We start from the raw sequence: 16,476 nt of genomic DNA, 5'->3' as shown, positions 1-16,476 counted from the left end.
CGCACAGAGCGGGGAGGAAATCATGACAGCTTTCGTTCCGGGCATGCTGCCCGAAGAATACGAGGACCTGCGCCAAGGAGTCGCGAAATTCGCCGACGAAGAGGTCGCGCCGGTCTCGGCCGAACTCGACGCCAAGCACGAGTTCCCTTATCAGCTCGTGGCGAAGATGGGGCAGATGGGCCTCTTCGGTCTGCCCTTCGACGAGGAGTACGGCGGCATGGGCGGCGACTACTTCGCGCTGTGCCTGGCCATCGAGGAGATCGCGCGCGTCAACCAGTCGCTGGCCATCACCCTCGAGGCCGGAGTCTCGCTGGGCGCGATGCCGATCTACCGCTTCGGCACCGAGGAGCAGAAGCGCGAATGGCTGCCCAAGCTCACCGACGCCTCCGGACTCGCCGCCTTCGGCCTGACCGAACCCGAGGCCGGCTCCGACGCCGGCGGCACCCGGACCAAGGCCACCCTGGACGGCGGCACCTGGACGATCAACGGCGGCAAGTGCTTCATCACGAACTCGGGCACGGACATCACCCGCCTCGTCACGGCTACCGCCGTGACCGGGACGAGAACCTCGAAGTCCGGTCGTGAGGTCCCCGAGATCTCGACGATCATGATCCCGACCGGAACCCCCGGCTTCACCGCCGAACCGGCATACGACAAGGTCGGCTGGAACTCCTCGGACACCCACCCCCTGACCTTCGACAATGTGCAGGTGCCTGAGGCCAACCTGCTCGGCGAGCGCGGGCGCGGCTATGCGAACTTCCTGCGCATCCTCGACGAAGGCCGCATCGCCGTGGGCGCACTCTCCGTCGGTGCCGCCCAGGGCTGCGTCGACGAATCGGTGAAGTACGCGAAGGAACGCCAGGCCTTCGGCCAACCGATCTCCGACTTCCAGGGCATCTCCTTCAAGATCGCCCGCATGGAGGCGCGAGTCGTCGCCGCACGCTCCGCGTACTACCTCGCGGCCTCGCGGATGCTGTCCGGACTGCCGTTCAAGAAGGAAGCGGCCATCGCGAAGATGGTCGCCGGTGAGGCGGCGATGGACAACGCCCGCGACGCCACCCAGATCCACGGCGGCTACGGGTTCATGAACGAGTACCTCGTCGCCCGCCACTACCGCGACTCGAAGATCCTCGAGGTCGGCGAGGGCACCACGGAGGTCCAGCTCATGCTAATCGCCCGCGAACTCGGCATCTGAGGGTCCGGGTGAGCTGAGCAGCCCGGTGCGTCTCCGCTGACCTCGTCGGTGAGACTCCGCTGACCGCGCCGGCCCGCCCGGCGCTTCGGCCCGCGCGACGAACCGATAGTGTTGACCGGGAGCGGCCACAGGTCCGGCCGCCGGTGAACCACAGGGCCGCGAACGCAGGCGAGGAGGGCGTGCATGGATCTCAGCGTCGTAGCGACCGTGGCTTCGGTGACGTGGCTCGTCATCGAATATGCGGCGAAGATCATCGCCATCGGAGTGGTGCCGGAGAACCGCCGGCCGTCCTCGTCCTCGGCGTGGCTGCTGCTCATCCTCTTCGTGCCCATCGTCGGGATCCCGGCATTCCTGCTGCTCGGCAGCCCTTATATCAATCAGCGCAGGGCGCGGATCCAGGCCGAGGCGAACGAACTCATGCACGAGGGTGCCGATGAGCTGCCCGATGTGCCGCCGTCGCTCGACGCCCCGCGTGAATTCGTCTCGGTCGCCCAGCTCGGACGCTCGCTGACCGCGCTGCCGATGGTCACCGGGGACAGCCACGGGGTGATCTCCGACTACGAGGAGAGCATCCGCCGGATGACCGAACTCGTCGACGCTGCCGAGGAGTACGCGCATGCCGAGATCTACATCATGGCCTGGGACTCCACCACCGACATCTTCTTCTGCGCCCTCGAACGCGCCGTGGAGCGCGGTGTGCAGGTGCGGGTGCTCTTCGACCACATCGGTTCGCGGAAGTATCCCGGCTTCCACCGTCTGGGCAAGCGTCTGAGTCGGGCGGGCATCGACTGGCATCTCATGCTGCCGTTCATCCCGTGGCGGGGAAAGCTGCGCCGGATCGACCTGCGCAACCACCGCAAACTCCTCGTCGTCGATGGGAAGCGGGCGATGATGGGTTCGCAGAACATGATCGATTCGAGTTATCTCAAGAAGAAGAACGTGCGGATCGGCCGCCATTGGCACGACATCATGGTCGAACTCAGCGGCCCTATCGTCGCGGGCCTCGAAGCCGTGTTCTCCACCGACTGGTACACCGAATGCGGTGAGGCCCTGGGGATCAGGCCCTATGAGGGCGATGACCATCAGCCCGATGTCGGGGGTGCGACGAGTGCGATGCAGCTCATCCCCTCCGGGCCGGGGTTCACCACCGAGCCCAATCTCAAGGTCTTCACCTCGATGATGTATCTGGCGCAGAAGCGGCTGGCGATCGTCAGTCCCTACTTCGTGCCCGATGAGTCCCTGCTCGCCGCGGTCGTCACGGCCGCCCGGCGCGGGGTCGACGTCGAACTCTACGTCAGCGAGGAGGCCGACCAGTTCATGGTCGACCGGGCCCAATCCTCCTACTACCGGTCCCTGCTCGAGGCCGGGGTGCGGATCTTCTTCTTCCCCAAACCCGAGGTTCTGCACACGAAGTGCTTCGTCGTCGACGACAGGTACGCGGTGATGGGCTCATCGAATATGGACATGCGCTCCTTCGGCCTCAACTACGAGATCAGCCTGCTGACGACCGGCGGGGACCTCGTCGATGACATCAACGAGGTGATCGCCGACTACCAACGGGTCAGCCCTGAGCTCTCTCTCGAGGAGTGGGAGAAGCGTCCACTCATCCGCCGGTACATGGAATCGGCGATGCGCCTGACCTCGGCACTGCAGTAGGAAGCGCCCACCGAGGCGGCCTCGCACCTGGTGATGCTCGCGAGAAACAGGTTAAGTGTCGGAGTGCGGGTGTGCACATGTGTTTCTTGGCACTCAACCCGATTTGGGCGGGCGGGATTGCGGCGAGCCAGTGTCTCGACGCTCAGTCTGTCTTCGGCGGAAACGTGCGGGTAGCCCGTTCAATGCTGCGCTTGATCTCGGCGAATATCCGCGGCCCCGGAACAGGTCGCCGAAGCTCAGATTGAACACCGTGAAGCCGGCATTGAGCAAGTCCATGTTTCGCTGATGGCTCGTTTTCGCAGCCTCGTCGGGACCATTCGAGTTGAGGTAGAACTTGCCGACTCCGTGGACTTCGACTGCTACTTGGGCCTTCTTGTGGCGAAAGTCGTTGCGACCGATGAACTCGCCCGACTCGGTCAAAGCGTCGAGCTGAGGGACCATTCCGGTGATCCCATGCCGATAGAACTTCACTGCGCAGAATGCTTCAGAAGGCGACTCGTGTCGGGCGTCGGCAAGTTCGAGTGCGAGTCTGGCTCGTCTTCGGCCACGTCGGCCGAGCGCCACGAACGCCTCGATGTCAGAGGGTGTCACGGTGCCGGCGTGCAGTGCCTGTGACATGAGTGGAACGGAGACTTCGAGTGCATGATCGAGTGCCAAGTCAGCCAGAGTGCGGGGAAGAGTCGTCGCCGGATAGGCGAACTCGTCTGTCGTATCCCCGGCGGAGAGTGCACGGGAGTAGCTGTAGAGCCCGTTGTAATTTCGGGTGGGGGACTGTCGCGAGATCTCGACTTTCGACGTTCCAGTGAGAACTGGATCGAGGTTGTGAATGAGTGCGGCCGAAACATGTGAGAACACGGCGTTGGGCGGAAGCGAATCGCGGCGGCAGGCGATCTGCAGGCGAAGCGCTTCCGCCCGGTCCCGAATGTCGCCGTACTCCGTGGGAAATGTGGTCTCTTCGTCGCTGGACAGATGAGCAATCGCTTGATGGTGACCTCGATTGCATCTGCGAGTGACCACATAGTGGCCTCGTCTCACCTTGTGCAGGCAGCAAAGCTCGGACTCAGCCAGATGGGCTCGAGACATGCCCAGCTCGCGGAGCTGTTGCGCAGTGAGTACCTGGAACATGAAATCAGTATGTCGATGATGAAAGCCAAATTCAATCAAACGGTACTAAACGTCATCAAAACTCTGGTCAAGGCTGAGCTGGAGGGTTGAGGCCAATCATTGAAAACGGGTTGAGTGTCGAATCGCGGGTGTACACATGCGTGTTTCGACACTGAGCCCGTTTTGGCTGGGAGTGGCGTGCACTAATTCAGTGTTTCGATACTTACCCCGTTTCTCGGCGGGAGAACCGTGTGGGCTGGCTGGTACGACGGAGGCCGCGCCCGTGGAGGCGGCGTCTCAGCCGAGGTGGATTCGGGCATCCCGCCGCGACCGCTCAGGCCGCGCCTGCTCAGGCCGAGCCGGTCACATCGGGGCCGAGCGCCTCGCGCTGATCGAGGGGAACGTCGAGGAGTTCGTGGACGCCGTTGACGATCTCATTGGGGCGGAACGGGAAGTGGCGGACATCCTCGGCGGATGAGATTCCGGACAGGACGAGAACGGTATGCATGCCCGCCTCCATACCGGCGATGATGTCGGTGTCCATCCGGTCGCCGATCATGGCGGTGCTCATCGAGTGCGCGCCGATCTTGTTCAGCGCCGACCGGAACATCATCGGGTTCGGCTTGCCGACGACGTAGGGGTCGCGGTTCGTGGCCTTCGTGATCAGGGCGGCGATGGCTCCGGTGGCGGGCAGAATGCCCTCGGGGCTCGGGCCGGTGGCATCGGGGTTGGTGACGATGAAGCGGGAGCCGCCCTGGATCAGCCGGATCGCCTTCGTGATCGCCTCGAAGGAGTACGAGTGGGTCTCGCCGACGACGACGAACTCCGGATCCCTCTCCGTCATGACGAAGCCGGTCTCGTGGATCGCCGTGGTCAGACCCGCCTCGCCGACGACGTAGGCGGTGCCGTGTTCGACCTGGTTGGACAGGAAGTCCGCGGTCGCCATCGCCGAGGTCCAGATGTTCGCCTCGGGTACGTCGAGTCCGTTTGAGCGCAGCCGGGCGGAGAGGTCACGGGCGGTGTAGATCGAATTGTTCGTAAGCACCAGGTAGGGAATGTCGGCCCGCCGCCACTGCGCCAGCAGCTCGGCGGCACCGGGTAGGGGATTGCTCTCCTTGACCAGGACGCCGTCCATGTCGGTCAGCCAGCAGTCGATCGAATCGCGATCCATCTCTCTCCTCGAGTAAGCGGGTGGGCCGAAGCGGCACACCCCCAGCCTAGTCGCGTTCATGACTGGCGGGGGAGCGGGAGGTGAACCCGCCCTTGACTCCTGCCCGCGAAGATGTAATGTAGGAATTGCTTAATTAAGGAAGTGGTTAAATGGATCTTGACCTCGTCTTCGGGGCTCTCGCCGATCCGACACGACGGGCGATCGTCGATCGTCTGCGCGGCGGAGAACTGAGCTCCGGAGAGCTGGCCGATCCACTGCCGATCAGCCGACCCGCGGTCTCCCAGCACCTCAAGGTCCTCGAAGAGGCCGGACTCATCACCCGGACGAAGCACGCGCAGCGGCGCATCGTCTCACTCAACGCCGATCATCTCTCAGGCGCCACCGAGTGGCTGCTCGCGGCGCACGAAGAATGGCAGCAGCGCTTCGACAACCTCGAAACGGTCCTCGCCGAGGACGGCCCCGGCGGTGACCGGACCACTTCGTCAGCGGAAGAATGATCGACTCAAGGAGGAGAACCATCATGAACACGACCGACACCACCACCGACACCACGCCCGCCGACCAGCCGAGCTTCACCATCGTCCGGGACTTCGCCGCGCCCCGTGACCGCGTGTGGGAAGCCTGGACGAACCCGGACGTCATGGCCCGCTGGTTCCACCCCGAAACCCTCGTCACCCCGCGAGAATCGGTGAGCGTGGACCTGCGCGTCGGCGGCACCTACACCTACACGATGCGCATCCCGGACACCGGTCAGGAGTTCCCGACCGCCGGGCGGTATCGCCGCATCGAGGAGCCTCGGCGGCTCGACTTCACGTGGGGGAGTCCCGAGGACATCGACGATGCACCGCTCGTCAGCATCGTCTTCGACGAGACCGACGCCGAGTCGACGCGGATGACCTTCACCGTCATCGGCCTCCCCAACGATTCGGGCACCGATGCGAGCGCCTACGACGGCTGGAACTCCGCGTTCACTGTCTTCGACGCCGAGATAGTTGGCTGAGCATCGGAGGTGCTCCACTCGAAGACGAACCACATCAAAGATCGCCGAGGTGGTACACCGCAGCCAGCGACCGCAGGGTCCGATTGCCGAACACATCGTCTTCGTTCAGTTCGGTGATGCACCCCGAGGTGGCCGCGAAGGTCGCCCGACCCATCGCCTCGAGCGGCAGCTCGAGCCACCGGCCGACGACGAAGGAGTGCGCGAACCCATGCGTGACGACCACCTGCTCAGTCGCCGGCCGCGCCAGCACGCTGTCCATTGCCGCGTACACCCGTGCCCCTGCCTCGCGCCTGGTCTCCGCTCCGTCGATGCCTTCGACATGGTCGAGGCGGAGGCCATGGTCGAAGGGGGCCTCGGGCACGGGAGGGAACACGAAGCGCTCATCGAGCCACGACTGCTCCCGCCCCTCGGCGACTCCATAGGACTTCTCACGCAGGCCCGGAAGAGCTGAGGCAACGGCGCCCAGGGACTTAGCGATCGCCTCGGCGGTCGACCAGGTCCGGCGCAGATCCGAGGAGAACACCTCCGCCGAGGTGCTCGCCGGGATGCGCCGCCGCAGTTCCGCGGCGATCGCGTCCGCCTGCCGCAGTCCGCGCTCGGTGAGTTCCGAGTCGTACCATCCGCCGACGCGCCCCTCGACGTGATGCCGGGACTCGGGGTGGGCGACGACGAACAGTCTGCGCGTGATGGTCATAGTCACCGAGGCTACCGAAGCCGCCCCGGGTTCACAGACCTCCCGGCACAGGCGATAAGCTCGAATCACGACGAGTGAGGAGAGACACATGAGCGAGAAGGTCATCGAACAACGGGGTCTGTGGCTGGACGAGATGGAAGTCGGAGCCACCTACAGGCATGCCCCGGGCCGGACCATCACCGAGGCGGACAACACCTGGTTCACGGCCGTGACCATGAATACCCAGGCCCTCCACCTCGACGCCGCCTTCGCCGAGACCGAACCCTTCGGCCAGCGACTCGTCAACTCGATGTTCACCCTGGCCACCCTCATCGGACTCTCCGTGACCCAGCTGACCCAAGGCACCATCGTCGGCAACCTCGGCTTCTCCGAGGTGAGCTTCCCGGCCCCGCTCTTCCACGGCGACACCCTCTACGCGGAGACGACGATCCTCGACAAACGGGCCTCGAAATCGCGCCCCGGTCAGGGCATCGTCACCCTCGAACACCGCGGCTACAACCAGGAGGGCACGCTCGTGGCCAAGGCCGTCCGCCAGACCATGATGTTCGACTCGTCCCACGCCAAGCCCGGCACCGACGACACCGCACACGGAAAGTGAGCTCCACGATGGCACTCGACTTCAAACCCGCCTGGCTGTTCTGCCCCGGCGACCGCCCCGACCGGTACACGAAGGCCGCTGAACGCTCCGACATCGTCATCCTCGACCTCGAAGACGCCGTCAACGACGGTGACAAGGCCGCCGCCCGCGAGGCGATCATCGACTATCCCCTCGACCCCAGCCGCACGGTCGTGCGCGTCAACGCCCGCGACTCCGAGCACCTCGGCGAGGATCTGCGGATGCTCGCCCGCACCGACTACACGGCCGTGATGCTGCCGAAGTCCGAGCACGCCTCCGACCTGACGATCCTCTCCGACTACCAGGTCATCGCGCTCATCGAGACCGGACTCGGCGCGATCAACGTCGCCGAGATCGCCGCCGCCCCCAACGCCTACGCCCTGATGTGGGGCTCCGAGGACCTCATCGCCGACCTCGGCGGCGGATCCTCCCGCAAGGCCGACGGAACTTACCGCGACGTCGCCAAGCACGTCCGCAACTCGACCCTGCTCGCCGCCCGCGCCCACGGGAAGTTCGCCCTCGATTCGATCTGGGCCGACATCCCCGACCTCGACGGACTGCGTGAAGAGTCCGAGGATGCCGTGCAGTCGGGCTTCAGCGGCAAGGTCTCCATCCACCCCAACCATGTGCCCGTCGTCCGCGAGGCCTTCCGCCCCAGCGAGGAGCAGCTGACCTGGGCGAACGCCGTCCTCGAACTCGCGCGGACCGAGAAGGGCGCCTTCGCCTATGAGGGCAAGATGATCGACGCACCGCTGCTCAAGCACGCCGAGCTCATCGTCGCCCGCGCCGTCTGAACACACGAAGAAGCAGAACATGAACGACGCTGACACTCGAATCGCCGCCCAGATCCGCTCGGTGCTGACCGCCGCGGCGGACAACGGGGGAGTGGCCCCGATCGTCGAGGCCGGGGACCCGATCCTGCGCTCGCCCACCCGCCCCTTCGACGGGCAGGTCGACGACGGCGAACTCGCGACACTCGCCGAGGTGATGCGGGCGACCATGCTCGCAGCCCCGGGCGTCGGCCTCGCCGGGCCACAGCTGGGCATCGGCCTGTCGATGTTCGTCGCCGAGGACCCCGGCAGCCTCGACCCCGAGGTCGCGAAGGTGCGGCAGCGCCACCCCATGCCCCTGCGCGTGGTCCTCAACGCCGAGTATGAGCGTGCCGGTTCCGAGGACGTCGCCTTCTTCGAAGGCTGCCTGTCGATCCCCGGCTACCAGGCCGTCGTCGCCCGTCCCCGAGAGATCGACCTGAGAGGTCTCGACCTCGACGGCAATCCCCTCGCCGAGTTGGTCACCGGCTGGTCGGCGCGCATCGTCGCCCATGAGACCGACCACCTGTCCGGGATCCTGTTCCTCGACAAGGCCGAGATGCGCTCCCTGGCGACGAACACCTCGGTCGCCCGATTCTGGAATCAGCCCTCGACACAGCAGGCCGCGGCCGAACTCGGCTTCTCCCTGCCCAGCGCCATGGTGATGTGAGCCAGTCCTGATGTCGGTGCTCCGGGAATAAGCGCACGCGCACATCGTTGTAGGAAATATGAGCGATCTTCGTACCCTCACCCTCGGCGCCGGCTGCTTCTGGTGCCTCGACGCCGTCTACCAGCGCACCACCGGAGTCACCTCGGTGATCTCCGGCTACACCGGCGGTCACACCCCGGACCCGCACTACCGTGAGGTCTGCTCCGGGACCACCGGCCACGCCGAGGCGCTCCAGGTCACCTTCGACGCCGACGTGGTCCCCGAGAGCGTCATCCTCGGACTCTTCTTCACCGGCCACGACCCGACGAGCCTCAACCGCCAGGGCTACGACGTCGGCACCCAGTACCGCTCGGCTATGTTCTACCGGGACGAGACGGAGAAGGAGCGCTTCGCCGCCGCCATCACGCAGGCGCAGGAACTCTTCGATTCTCCGATCGTGACCACCCTCGAACCGCTCTCGACGTTCTACCCCGCCGAGGCGGTCCATCAGGACTTCTACACCGCGAACCCCGACAACGGCTACTGCCGTGTCATCATTGATCCGAAGCTCTCCCGCGCACGGGAGGCCTTTGCGGATTGGGTGGGGTGAATGGGCAAGCACAAGGACAAGGGCTCGAAGAGGAAGTCCGACTGTCCGAAGGAGAAGGCGGCGCGGAAGCTCGCCAAGGAGCGGGCGCGCGCCCACTTCCTCGACGGCGAATCCGGGACGTGGGCGAAGAAGCTCGCCGCGGAATCTGAGAGCACCACGGTCCACGGCGGCGCCGAGGCGGGCGCGACCGATACCGCGCCTGATCAGGGACACGGCTCGGCCACCTCGGCGGGCTCACGCGGACCCGACTATTCGACGCCGACTGCGATCGACATCGCAGCCGACCCCGTGCTCAGCGCCATCGCCGCCCGCCGCTCGATCTCCAAGGTCGAATCCCTGACCCCGAACGATGCGGACCTGCGGGAGATCATCCGCACGATCTCCTCGGTCGCCGACCACAAGGGACTGCGCCCCTGGCGCTTCCTCATTATCCGCGGGGACGACCGCATCCGCCTCGGCGAGGCCTTCGACGAAGCGGCCGGAGTGACAAGAAAACCCGGCGAGATCAACGAGAAGCCCCTGCGAGCCGAACTCATCCTCGCCCTCGTCTCCTCATCGTCCGACCACCCGAAGGTCCCCGACTGGGAACAGCACGCCGTCGCCGCCGGAGCCGGGCACCTGCTCGAACTCGCCCTGTGGCAGGCCGGCTGGGGCGTCATGTGGCGCTCGGGCAACCTCACCAACGAACCGTCCGTGCGGCGTCTGCACCGACTGGAGGCGAACGAACTGCTCATGGGCTGGTTCTACATCGGTGCGATCCCGGACCGCTACCGACAGCGCCTGCAGACGAGCACCCGCCCCCTGCCCGAGCCCGAACAGTTCCTCGATACGCTGTGAGCGAGGAGAACGAGAAGACAGGCCCGGACGCGAACCCCACCGACGCAGCCACGGAAGATGATCGCAGACTCCCGAAGCAGATCTACGTCCTCGTCGCGGCCGCCTTCATCGTGGCGCTGGGCTATGGGATCATCGCCCCGGTGCTCCCGCAGTTCGCTGCGAGCTTCGACTTCGGCGTCACCGCCGCGACCATCGTCGTCTCCTCCTTCGCCTTCTTCCGGTTCGTCTTCTCACCCACCTCGGGCCGCCTCGTCGACGCCTTCGGGGAACGTCGCATCTACATCACCGGTCTGCTCATCGTCGCCGCCTCCACCGGCGCCGTGGCCTTCGCCCAGGACTACTGGCAGCTGCTGATCTTCCGCGGACTCGGCGGCATCGGGTCGACGATGTTCAGCGTCTCTGCGATGGCGCTGATCATCCGCCTGGCCCCGGTCGACGCCCGCGCCAAAGCCTCCTCGACCTACGCCACCGCCTTCCTCGTCGGCAACATCGCCGGCCCCGTGCTCGGCGGGGCGATGGCCGGCTGGGGGATGCGCATCCCCTTCATCATCTACGCGGTCGGTCTCGTCATCGCCGCCATCGTCGTGCGCATCTTCCTCGCCTCCACCGCATCCTTCGGTTCCTCGACGAAATCGGGCCGCGCCCGCCTCGAAGCGACGAAGGACGAAAAGCAGATGAAGGTCATGACCTTCCGCCAGGCATGGCAGGACTCCGCCTACCGGTCCGCACTGCTCTCTGCCTTCGTCCAGGGCTGGTCGGCCATGGGCATCCGTGTCGCCATCTACCCGCTCTTCGCCATCCAAGCGCTGAAAGCCGACACCGCAGTGGCCGGTCTGGCCCTGACGATGTTCGCCATCGGCAACGCCTCGGCGGTGACCGTGGTCGGCCGCTTCGCCGACACCTACGGTCGCAAGCCCTTCATCCAATGGGGGCTGCTCAGCCTGGGCGTGACCACCGCAGCTCTGGCCTTCACCGACTCGATCTGGCTGTTCTTCGTCTTCTCCGTCCTCGCCGGCATCGGCTCCGGCCTGGCCAACCCGGCCCAGCAGGCGACCGTCGCCGATGTCATCGGCCGTGACCGCAAGGGCGGACGGGTGCTCTCGAAGTATCAGATGGCCCTCGACGGCGGGGCGATCCTCGGCCCGGTCATCGCCGGAGCCGTCGTCGACCACTTCGACTACTCGTGGGCGTTCGTGCTCACCGGGGCGCTCTGCCTCATCGCCGCGGGGGTGTGGTTCACCGGCCGCGAGACGCGTCCGCGGGTGCGGGTTCAGACCGACTGAGGGACGTCGAGAATTCAGGTTATCCTCATGTGCCGTGGACCTCACACTCACTAGGATGGTGAAGTCGGCGCGTGTCAGCGGCGCCGGGCCCCTCGAAGAGAAAGTCCCCATGTGAGTTTTCTGACCCGCCTGAGCCTGAAGAACCGCGCACTCATCGCACTCATCTCCGTCGTCGCCGTGATCTTCGGTGTGATCGGTGCCGGAGCCCTCAAGCAGGAGCTCTTCCCCTCCCTCGAGAACCCACAGGCCACGGTCAGCGCCTCCTACGAAGGAGCCACTCCGGAGGCCGTCGAATCCGAGGTCATCGACCCGCTCGAAGGTGCCCTGACGGCTCTGCCGGAGGTCGAGGACATGACCTCGACCGCCTCGGCGGGCAGTGCGCAGATCACCGTGAGTACGAAGTACGGCGACGACTCCGACGATGTCATCAAGGCTCTGCAGCGAGCGGTCGCCCAGGTCCAGCCTCAGCTGCCCGACGGCGTCGAACCCGATGTCAACATGATGGGCACCGACGACATCCCCGTCGTCGCCCTGTCCGTGACCTCCGAGGCGGATGAGGACAAGCTCGCCTCCAACCTCGACGACATCGCCGAACCCGAGCTGAAGAAGATCGACGGCGTCTCCCAGGTGATGATCTCCGGGCAGAAGACCAAACAGGTCGAGATCACCATCCGCCGCGACGACCTCGAAGACGAAGGCGCCAGCCTCGACGAGATCGCCGGCATCCTCCAGTCCAACGGCGTCCCCACCTCGGCGGGCGAACTGAACGGCGACGACGGCACGGCCCCGGTCGAGGTCGGCACCCGCATCCGCTCGGTCGATGCCATCAAGGACCTCGTGGTCAGCGGCAAGGACGACCCGATCACGCTCTCCGACGTCGCCGACGTCAAACTCGTCGACGCCCCCATCGAATCGATCTCGCGGACCAACGGACAGCCCTCCCTGTCGATCTCGATCATGAAGGAATCCGACGCGAACACCGTCGACGTCTCCCATGCGGTGGCCGATAAGCTGCCCGAGCTCGAGAAGTCGATGGGCGATGACACTGAGTTCGTCTCCGCCTTCGACCAGGCGCCGTTCATCGAGCAGTCCATCCACGACCTCCTCAACGAGGGCGGACTGGGGCTGATCTTCGCCGTCCTCGTCATCCTCGTCTTCCTGCTGTCCGTGCGGGCGACGATCATCACCGCGATCTCGATCCCGCTCTCCCTCCTCATCGCCCTGATCGGTCTGTGGATGGGCGGGGAGACGCTGAATATGCTCACCCTCGGCGCGCTGACGATCTCCGTCGGCCGCGTCGTCGACGACTCGATCGTCGTCATCGAGGCGATCCGACGACGGCATGCCTCGGGTGGTGACAAATTCTCCAACATCCTCGCCGCGGTCTCCGAGGTCGCCGGCGCCATCACCGCCTCGACCCTGACCACCGTGGCCGTGTTCCTGCCCCTGGCGTTCGTGTCCGGGCAGACGGGGGAGATGTTCCGGCCCTTCGCCCTGACCGCGACGATCGCGCTGCTCTCGAGCCTGTTCGTGGCGCTGACCATTGTGCCGGTGCTCGCCTACTGGTTCCTGCGCCAGCGTGAGGCCAAGGTCAAGCTCACCCGTGCGGAGAAGGCCGAGATCCGTCGCGACCGGAAGTCCATGCTCTCCGAGTGGCGCAGCGAGAGGAAAGCTGCGAAGAAGGCGGAGAAGAAGCACAGCATCTTCGCCACCGGGCGACACGATGAGACCTCCACCGGCGCCGAGGCGGGTGCGGGGTCCACCTCGGACGCGCGGTCCACGTCGGATGCGCGGGCCGCGGCTTCGACCGGGGCGACTGCCTCGATCGGCGCGCCCACGGGCGCTGAGACGACCGCCTCGGTGCCGGGCCAGGGAACTGTGGCCACCGAGGGACCCCGCTACGGCGAGAGCGAGGACGGCACCGTCGAGGTCGACGAACTCGCCGGAATGCGCTCGCCGGTCACCCGGCTGCAGAAGACCTATATGCCGGTCATCGGCTTCTCCACCAAACACCCGGTGGTGATGATCCTCGTCGCAGTGCTCATCCTCATCGGCACCGGGGCGATGGTCCCGCAGCTGAAGACTGAGCTCTTCGGCGACACCGGTCAGGACTCCCTGCAGGTCTCCCAGACCTTCGATCCGGGCACCTCTCTCGAGGAAGCCTCGAAGCAGGCCGAACCCGTGGAGAAGATCCTCGAAGACGACGGCGACGTCGACAACTACCAGCTGTCCCTGGGCGGCACCACCTTCGGGTTCACCGACGACTCCTCGATCACGGGAACCTATATCGTCAACTCGAAGTCCGGAGTCTCCGCGGAGTCGATCTCCAACCAGCTGCAGGATGAGTTCGACGGTCTTGAGGACGTCGGGCAGGTCGAGGTGCAGAGCCAGACCTCGGCACCCGGTGCGCAGACCATCGACGTCACGCTCTCCGCCTCGGAACCCAAGGAGCTCGAGGACGCGACGAACGAGGTGACCGACAAACTCGAAGGCATCGACGGCGCCCAGTCGGTGACCAGCGATGTCGAGGCGGTCCAGCCCGTCATCGAGGTCAAGGTCGACCACAAGAAGGCCGCCGAGGAGAACCTCACCGAGGCCTCGATCGGCCAGTACGTGCAGCGGGCGATGCATGGGCAGAACCTCGGAGAGGTCGTCATCGACGATGTCTCGCATTCGGTGCTGCTCTTCGACCGCAATGCCGACACCGTCGAGAAGCTGCGCGATCTCAAGATCCCCGGCAAGCCCAAGGAGACGACGCCGACCGGCGGTGACACCGGAGCCGGCGGCGACGCGGGTGCAGCCGGCGGGGCCGGTGGCGCGGGTGCTGCCGACGCCGGTGGTGCCGCGGGTGGAGCCGGCGGTGCCGGTTCGGCCGGGGGTGCAGGCGGAGGTGCTGCCGAGGGTGCAGGAGGCGCCGGTGGCGGTGCCGGCGCTGCGGCCGATCCCGGAGCCAACGCCGGGGCGCCAGCTCCGACCGCGGAACCGCGGTTCATCAAGCTCGATGACGTAGCCGAGGTCAAGGAGGTCAAGACCGCACCGACGATCCGCCACACGGATTCGCAGCGTTCGACCACCGTGTCTGTGACGCCGGAGGGCGATGACCTGGGCACCGTGTCGACGAACGTGCAGAGTGCCCTCGACGAGCTCGATCTGCCCGATTCGGTCTCCGTCGACACCGGCGGAGCCACGCAGGAGCAGAACGAGGCGTTCTCACAGCTGGGTCTGGCGATGCTCGCGGCGATCCTCATCGTCTTCGTCATCATGGTCGCGACCTTCAAGTCGCTGCTGCAGCCGCTGATCCTGCTCGTCTCGATTCCGTTCGCGGCGACGGGTTCGATCGCGCTCTCACTGCTCACGGACACCCCGCTGGGTCTGACCTCGATGATCGGTCTGCTCATGCTCATCGGCATCGTGGTGACGAATGCGATCGTGCTCATCGACCTCATCAACCACTTCCGAGCCCGCGGAGTCGAACTGCGCACGGCCATCGTCCACGGTGCCCGGCTGCGTTACCGGCCGATCCTGATGACCGCGGCGGCGACGATCTTCGCGCTCATTCCGATGGCCCTGGGGCTGACCGGCGGGGGAGTGTTCATCTCCAAACCGCTGGCCATCGTCGTCATCGGCGGACTCGTCAGCTCGACGCTGCTCACGCTCATCCTCGTCCCCGTCCTCTACCTCCTCCTCGAAGGAGTCAAGGAACGCCGGGCGGAGAAGAAGTACGTGAAGAACCTCGCCCGCGGGCAGGTCCTCGACGTCGCCGAGGCGCGAGCCGCCGAGACCGCGAACGCACGGTCACAGCGGTCCTCGACAACCGCCTCGGCGTCGGGGAACGGCGCGACGCAGGAGCGCCGGGACACTGAGGCGGCCCCCACCGAGGCCGCCCGCACCGAGGCGGCGCCTGACACTGATGTGCCCAGCACGGACGCGCCTGACTCGGATGCACGGGATCGTGGGCCGGAGGACGAACCGAAGCACTGACTCAGGCACCCTCCCGTGCCGCTACAGTGGGATCCATGATGACCGAGCTCGAACCCCAGGAGAAGAAGCGCCTGTGGTTCGAGCTCGGTCTCGTTGCGGCGCTGTCGCTGGGTCAGTCGGCGATCTACGCGATCGTCCGGCTTGCCGACATCTCCACCCGCGGGCCGATCAGCGATGCCCAGGCCAAGCTCAACACCTCGCTGAACCCGCGGCCCGGCTTCGACCTGATCTACCAGCTGTTCGACATCGGCTTCACCCTGGTGCCCGTCGCCCTCGCCCTCTACCTGCTGACCAGGGACCAGGGCGCCGGGCACCTGAGCGCCCGCCTCGGCGTCGACGGTCACCGGGTCCGGGACCTCGGTCAGGGCACGCTGATCTTCCTCATCATCGGCATCGGCACCCTCGGGGTCTACGCGGGCGGCAGGGCACTCGGGATCACCGCCGAGGTTCAGCCGGCCAACCTCGGCGACCATTGGTGGACGGTTCCGGTGCTCCTCCTCGCGGCCGCGAAGAACGGCATCCTCGAAGAGGTCATCATCTTCGGCTTCGGCGCCGAACGCCTGCGCCGGCTCGGGTACGGGCCGTGGACGATCATCATCGGCCTCGCAGTCTTCCGCGCCAGCTATCACCTGTATCAGGGGATCGGGCCATTCATCGGCAACGTCGCGATGGGCCTCATCTTCGGCTGGTACTTCATGCGCCGGGGGCGGCTGATGCCGCTCGTGTGGGCGCACTTCATCATCGACGCGGTCGGCTTCCTCGCCCCCGGCGTGCTCACCCTCGTCGACAGTCGCTGAAGCTATAGACGAAATCGGCGAGCCCGACGCCGCTGAGTCTTTAGGCAAAGTTTCCCTGACGAAATCTACTGCTC

15 protein-coding genes are annotated in these 16,476 nt (G+C 65.9%); 12 read left to right on the top strand and 3 right to left on the bottom strand.

What is annotated here, in order from left to right:
• The first annotated feature begins 22 nt into the window (after nt 1-22).
• Nucleotides 23-1,195: an acyl-CoA dehydrogenase family protein gene (locus ACH82I_RS06205; RefSeq protein WP_230747195.1), complete on the top strand. Its 1,173-nt coding sequence runs from the start codon at nt 23-25 to the stop codon at nt 1,193-1,195.
• 183 nt (nt 1,196-1,378) lie between these two features.
• Nucleotides 1,379-2,851: a cardiolipin synthase gene (gene cls, locus ACH82I_RS06200; RefSeq protein ID WP_230747194.1), complete on the top strand. Its 1,473-nt coding sequence runs from the start codon at nt 1,379-1,381 to the stop codon at nt 2,849-2,851.
• Between the two features lie 93 nt (nt 2,852-2,944).
• On the opposite strand, the gene ACH82I_RS06195 is transcribed toward cls, so the two are convergent.
• Together ACH82I_RS06195 and ACH82I_RS06190 are read right to left on the bottom strand one after the other, a co-directional pair.
• Complete coding sequence (locus tag ACH82I_RS06195) at nt 2,945-3,976, bottom strand: hypothetical protein (protein WP_413336214.1); 1,032 nt, start codon at nt 3,974-3,976, stop codon at nt 2,945-2,947.
• A gap of 328 nt (nt 3,977-4,304) precedes the next feature.
• Nucleotides 4,305-5,126 carry an HAD-IIA family hydrolase gene (locus tag ACH82I_RS06190; RefSeq protein WP_413336212.1) on the bottom strand — a complete coding sequence of 274 codons (822 nt, stop codon included), beginning with the start codon at nt 5,124-5,126 and terminating at the stop codon, nt 4,305-4,307.
• Between the two features lie 149 nt (nt 5,127-5,275).
• Here ACH82I_RS06190 and ACH82I_RS06185 point away from each other — a divergent pair, with 149 nt between their 5' ends.
• Nucleotides 5,276-5,623: an ArsR/SmtB family transcription factor gene (locus tag ACH82I_RS06185; RefSeq protein WP_413336210.1), complete on the top strand. Its 348-nt coding sequence runs from the start codon at nt 5,276-5,278 to the stop codon at nt 5,621-5,623.
• 23 nt (nt 5,624-5,646) lie between these two features.
• The gene (locus tag ACH82I_RS06180) at nt 5,647-6,126 is read left to right on the top strand and encodes an SRPBCC family protein (RefSeq protein ID WP_413336208.1); all 480 of its coding nucleotides are present in this window, start codon (nt 5,647-5,649) and stop codon (nt 6,124-6,126) included.
• A 34-nt stretch (nt 6,127-6,160) separates the two neighbouring features.
• Here ACH82I_RS06180 and ACH82I_RS06175 read toward each other — a convergent pair whose 3' ends face one another.
• Nucleotides 6,161-6,820: a histidine phosphatase family protein gene (locus tag ACH82I_RS06175; protein ID WP_413336207.1), complete on the bottom strand. Its 660-nt coding sequence runs from the start codon at nt 6,818-6,820 to the stop codon at nt 6,161-6,163.
• A gap of 88 nt (nt 6,821-6,908) precedes the next feature.
• Here ACH82I_RS06175 and ACH82I_RS06170 point away from each other — a divergent pair, with 88 nt between their 5' ends.
• From ACH82I_RS06170 to ACH82I_RS06135, 8 genes are all read left to right on the top strand, one after another.
• A complete protein-coding gene (locus ACH82I_RS06170; RefSeq protein WP_230747185.1) occupies nt 6,909-7,418 on the top strand; it encodes a MaoC family dehydratase in 510 nt (169 codons plus the stop codon).
• 8 nt (nt 7,419-7,426) lie between these two features.
• Nucleotides 7,427-8,230, top strand: a complete 804-nt coding sequence (locus ACH82I_RS06165) for an HpcH/HpaI aldolase/citrate lyase family protein (protein ID WP_413336205.1) — start codon at nt 7,427-7,429, stop codon at nt 8,228-8,230.
• Nucleotides 8,231-8,249: 19 nt separating this feature from the next.
• On the top strand, nt 8,250-8,915 hold the full coding sequence (locus tag ACH82I_RS06160; protein ID WP_413336203.1) for a peptide deformylase: 666 nt from the start codon (nt 8,250-8,252) through the stop codon (nt 8,913-8,915).
• Nucleotides 8,916-8,973: 58 nt separating this feature from the next.
• A complete protein-coding gene (gene msrA, locus ACH82I_RS06155; RefSeq protein WP_230747178.1) occupies nt 8,974-9,504 on the top strand; it encodes a peptide-methionine (S)-S-oxide reductase MsrA in 531 nt (176 codons plus the stop codon).
• Entirely contained in the window at nt 9,505-10,341 is an 837-nt protein-coding gene (locus ACH82I_RS06150; RefSeq protein ID WP_230747166.1) for a nitroreductase family protein, read from the top strand.
• Nucleotides 10,338-11,624: an MFS transporter gene (locus tag ACH82I_RS06145; protein WP_230747164.1), complete on the top strand. Its 1,287-nt coding sequence runs from the start codon at nt 10,338-10,340 to the stop codon at nt 11,622-11,624. Before ACH82I_RS06150 ends, ACH82I_RS06145 begins: the two co-directional genes overlap by 4 nt.
• Nucleotides 11,625-11,735: 111 nt before the next feature.
• Entirely contained in the window at nt 11,736-15,605 is a 3,870-nt protein-coding gene (locus ACH82I_RS06140) for an efflux RND transporter permease subunit (RefSeq protein WP_413336200.1), read from the top strand.
• A gap of 35 nt (nt 15,606-15,640) precedes the next feature.
• A complete protein-coding gene (locus ACH82I_RS06135) occupies nt 15,641-16,402 on the top strand; it encodes a CPBP family intramembrane glutamic endopeptidase (RefSeq protein ID WP_413336198.1) in 762 nt (253 codons plus the stop codon).
• The last annotated feature ends 74 nt before the right edge of the window (nt 16,403-16,476 follow it).

Origin of the sequence: Brevibacterium sp. GP-SGM9, from assembly GCF_047300845.1 — a bacterium.
Classification (GTDB): Bacteria; Actinomycetota; Actinomycetes; order Actinomycetales; family Brevibacteriaceae; genus Brevibacterium.
Note: the sequence above shows the minus strand (reverse complement) of the source record. Positions and strands in the feature narration are given on the sequence as shown.

What these genes read in the sequence shown, in the direction of transcription:
- ACH82I_RS06135 (WP_413336198.1), top strand. Translation starts at nt 15,641, where the DNA reads ATGATGACCGAGCTCGAACCCCAGGAGAAGAAGCGCCTGTGGTTCGAG.
- ACH82I_RS06190 (WP_413336212.1), bottom strand. Translation starts at nt 5,126, where the DNA reads ATGGATCGCGATTCGATCGACTGCTGGCTGACCGACATGGACGGCGTC.
- ACH82I_RS06185 (WP_413336210.1), top strand. Translation starts at nt 5,276, where the DNA reads ATGGATCTTGACCTCGTCTTCGGGGCTCTCGCCGATCCGACACGACGG.
- ACH82I_RS06175 (WP_413336207.1), bottom strand. Translation starts at nt 6,820, where the DNA reads ATGACCATCACGCGCAGACTGTTCGTCGTCGCCCACCCCGAGTCCCGG.
- ACH82I_RS06160 (WP_413336203.1), top strand. Translation starts at nt 8,250, where the DNA reads ATGAACGACGCTGACACTCGAATCGCCGCCCAGATCCGCTCGGTGCTG.
- ACH82I_RS06180 (WP_413336208.1), top strand. Translation starts at nt 5,647, where the DNA reads ATGAACACGACCGACACCACCACCGACACCACGCCCGCCGACCAGCCG.
- ACH82I_RS06170 (WP_230747185.1), top strand. Translation starts at nt 6,909, where the DNA reads ATGAGCGAGAAGGTCATCGAACAACGGGGTCTGTGGCTGGACGAGATG.
- cls (WP_230747194.1), top strand. Translation starts at nt 1,379, where the DNA reads ATGGATCTCAGCGTCGTAGCGACCGTGGCTTCGGTGACGTGGCTCGTC.
- ACH82I_RS06205 (WP_230747195.1), top strand. Translation starts at nt 23, where the DNA reads ATGACAGCTTTCGTTCCGGGCATGCTGCCCGAAGAATACGAGGACCTG.
- ACH82I_RS06165 (WP_413336205.1), top strand. Translation starts at nt 7,427, where the DNA reads ATGGCACTCGACTTCAAACCCGCCTGGCTGTTCTGCCCCGGCGACCGC.
- ACH82I_RS06150 (WP_230747166.1), top strand. Translation starts at nt 9,505, where the DNA reads ATGGGCAAGCACAAGGACAAGGGCTCGAAGAGGAAGTCCGACTGTCCG.
- msrA (WP_230747178.1), top strand. Translation starts at nt 8,974, where the DNA reads ATGAGCGATCTTCGTACCCTCACCCTCGGCGCCGGCTGCTTCTGGTGC.
- ACH82I_RS06195 (WP_413336214.1), bottom strand. Translation starts at nt 3,976, where the DNA reads ATGTTCCAGGTACTCACTGCGCAACAGCTCCGCGAGCTGGGCATGTCT.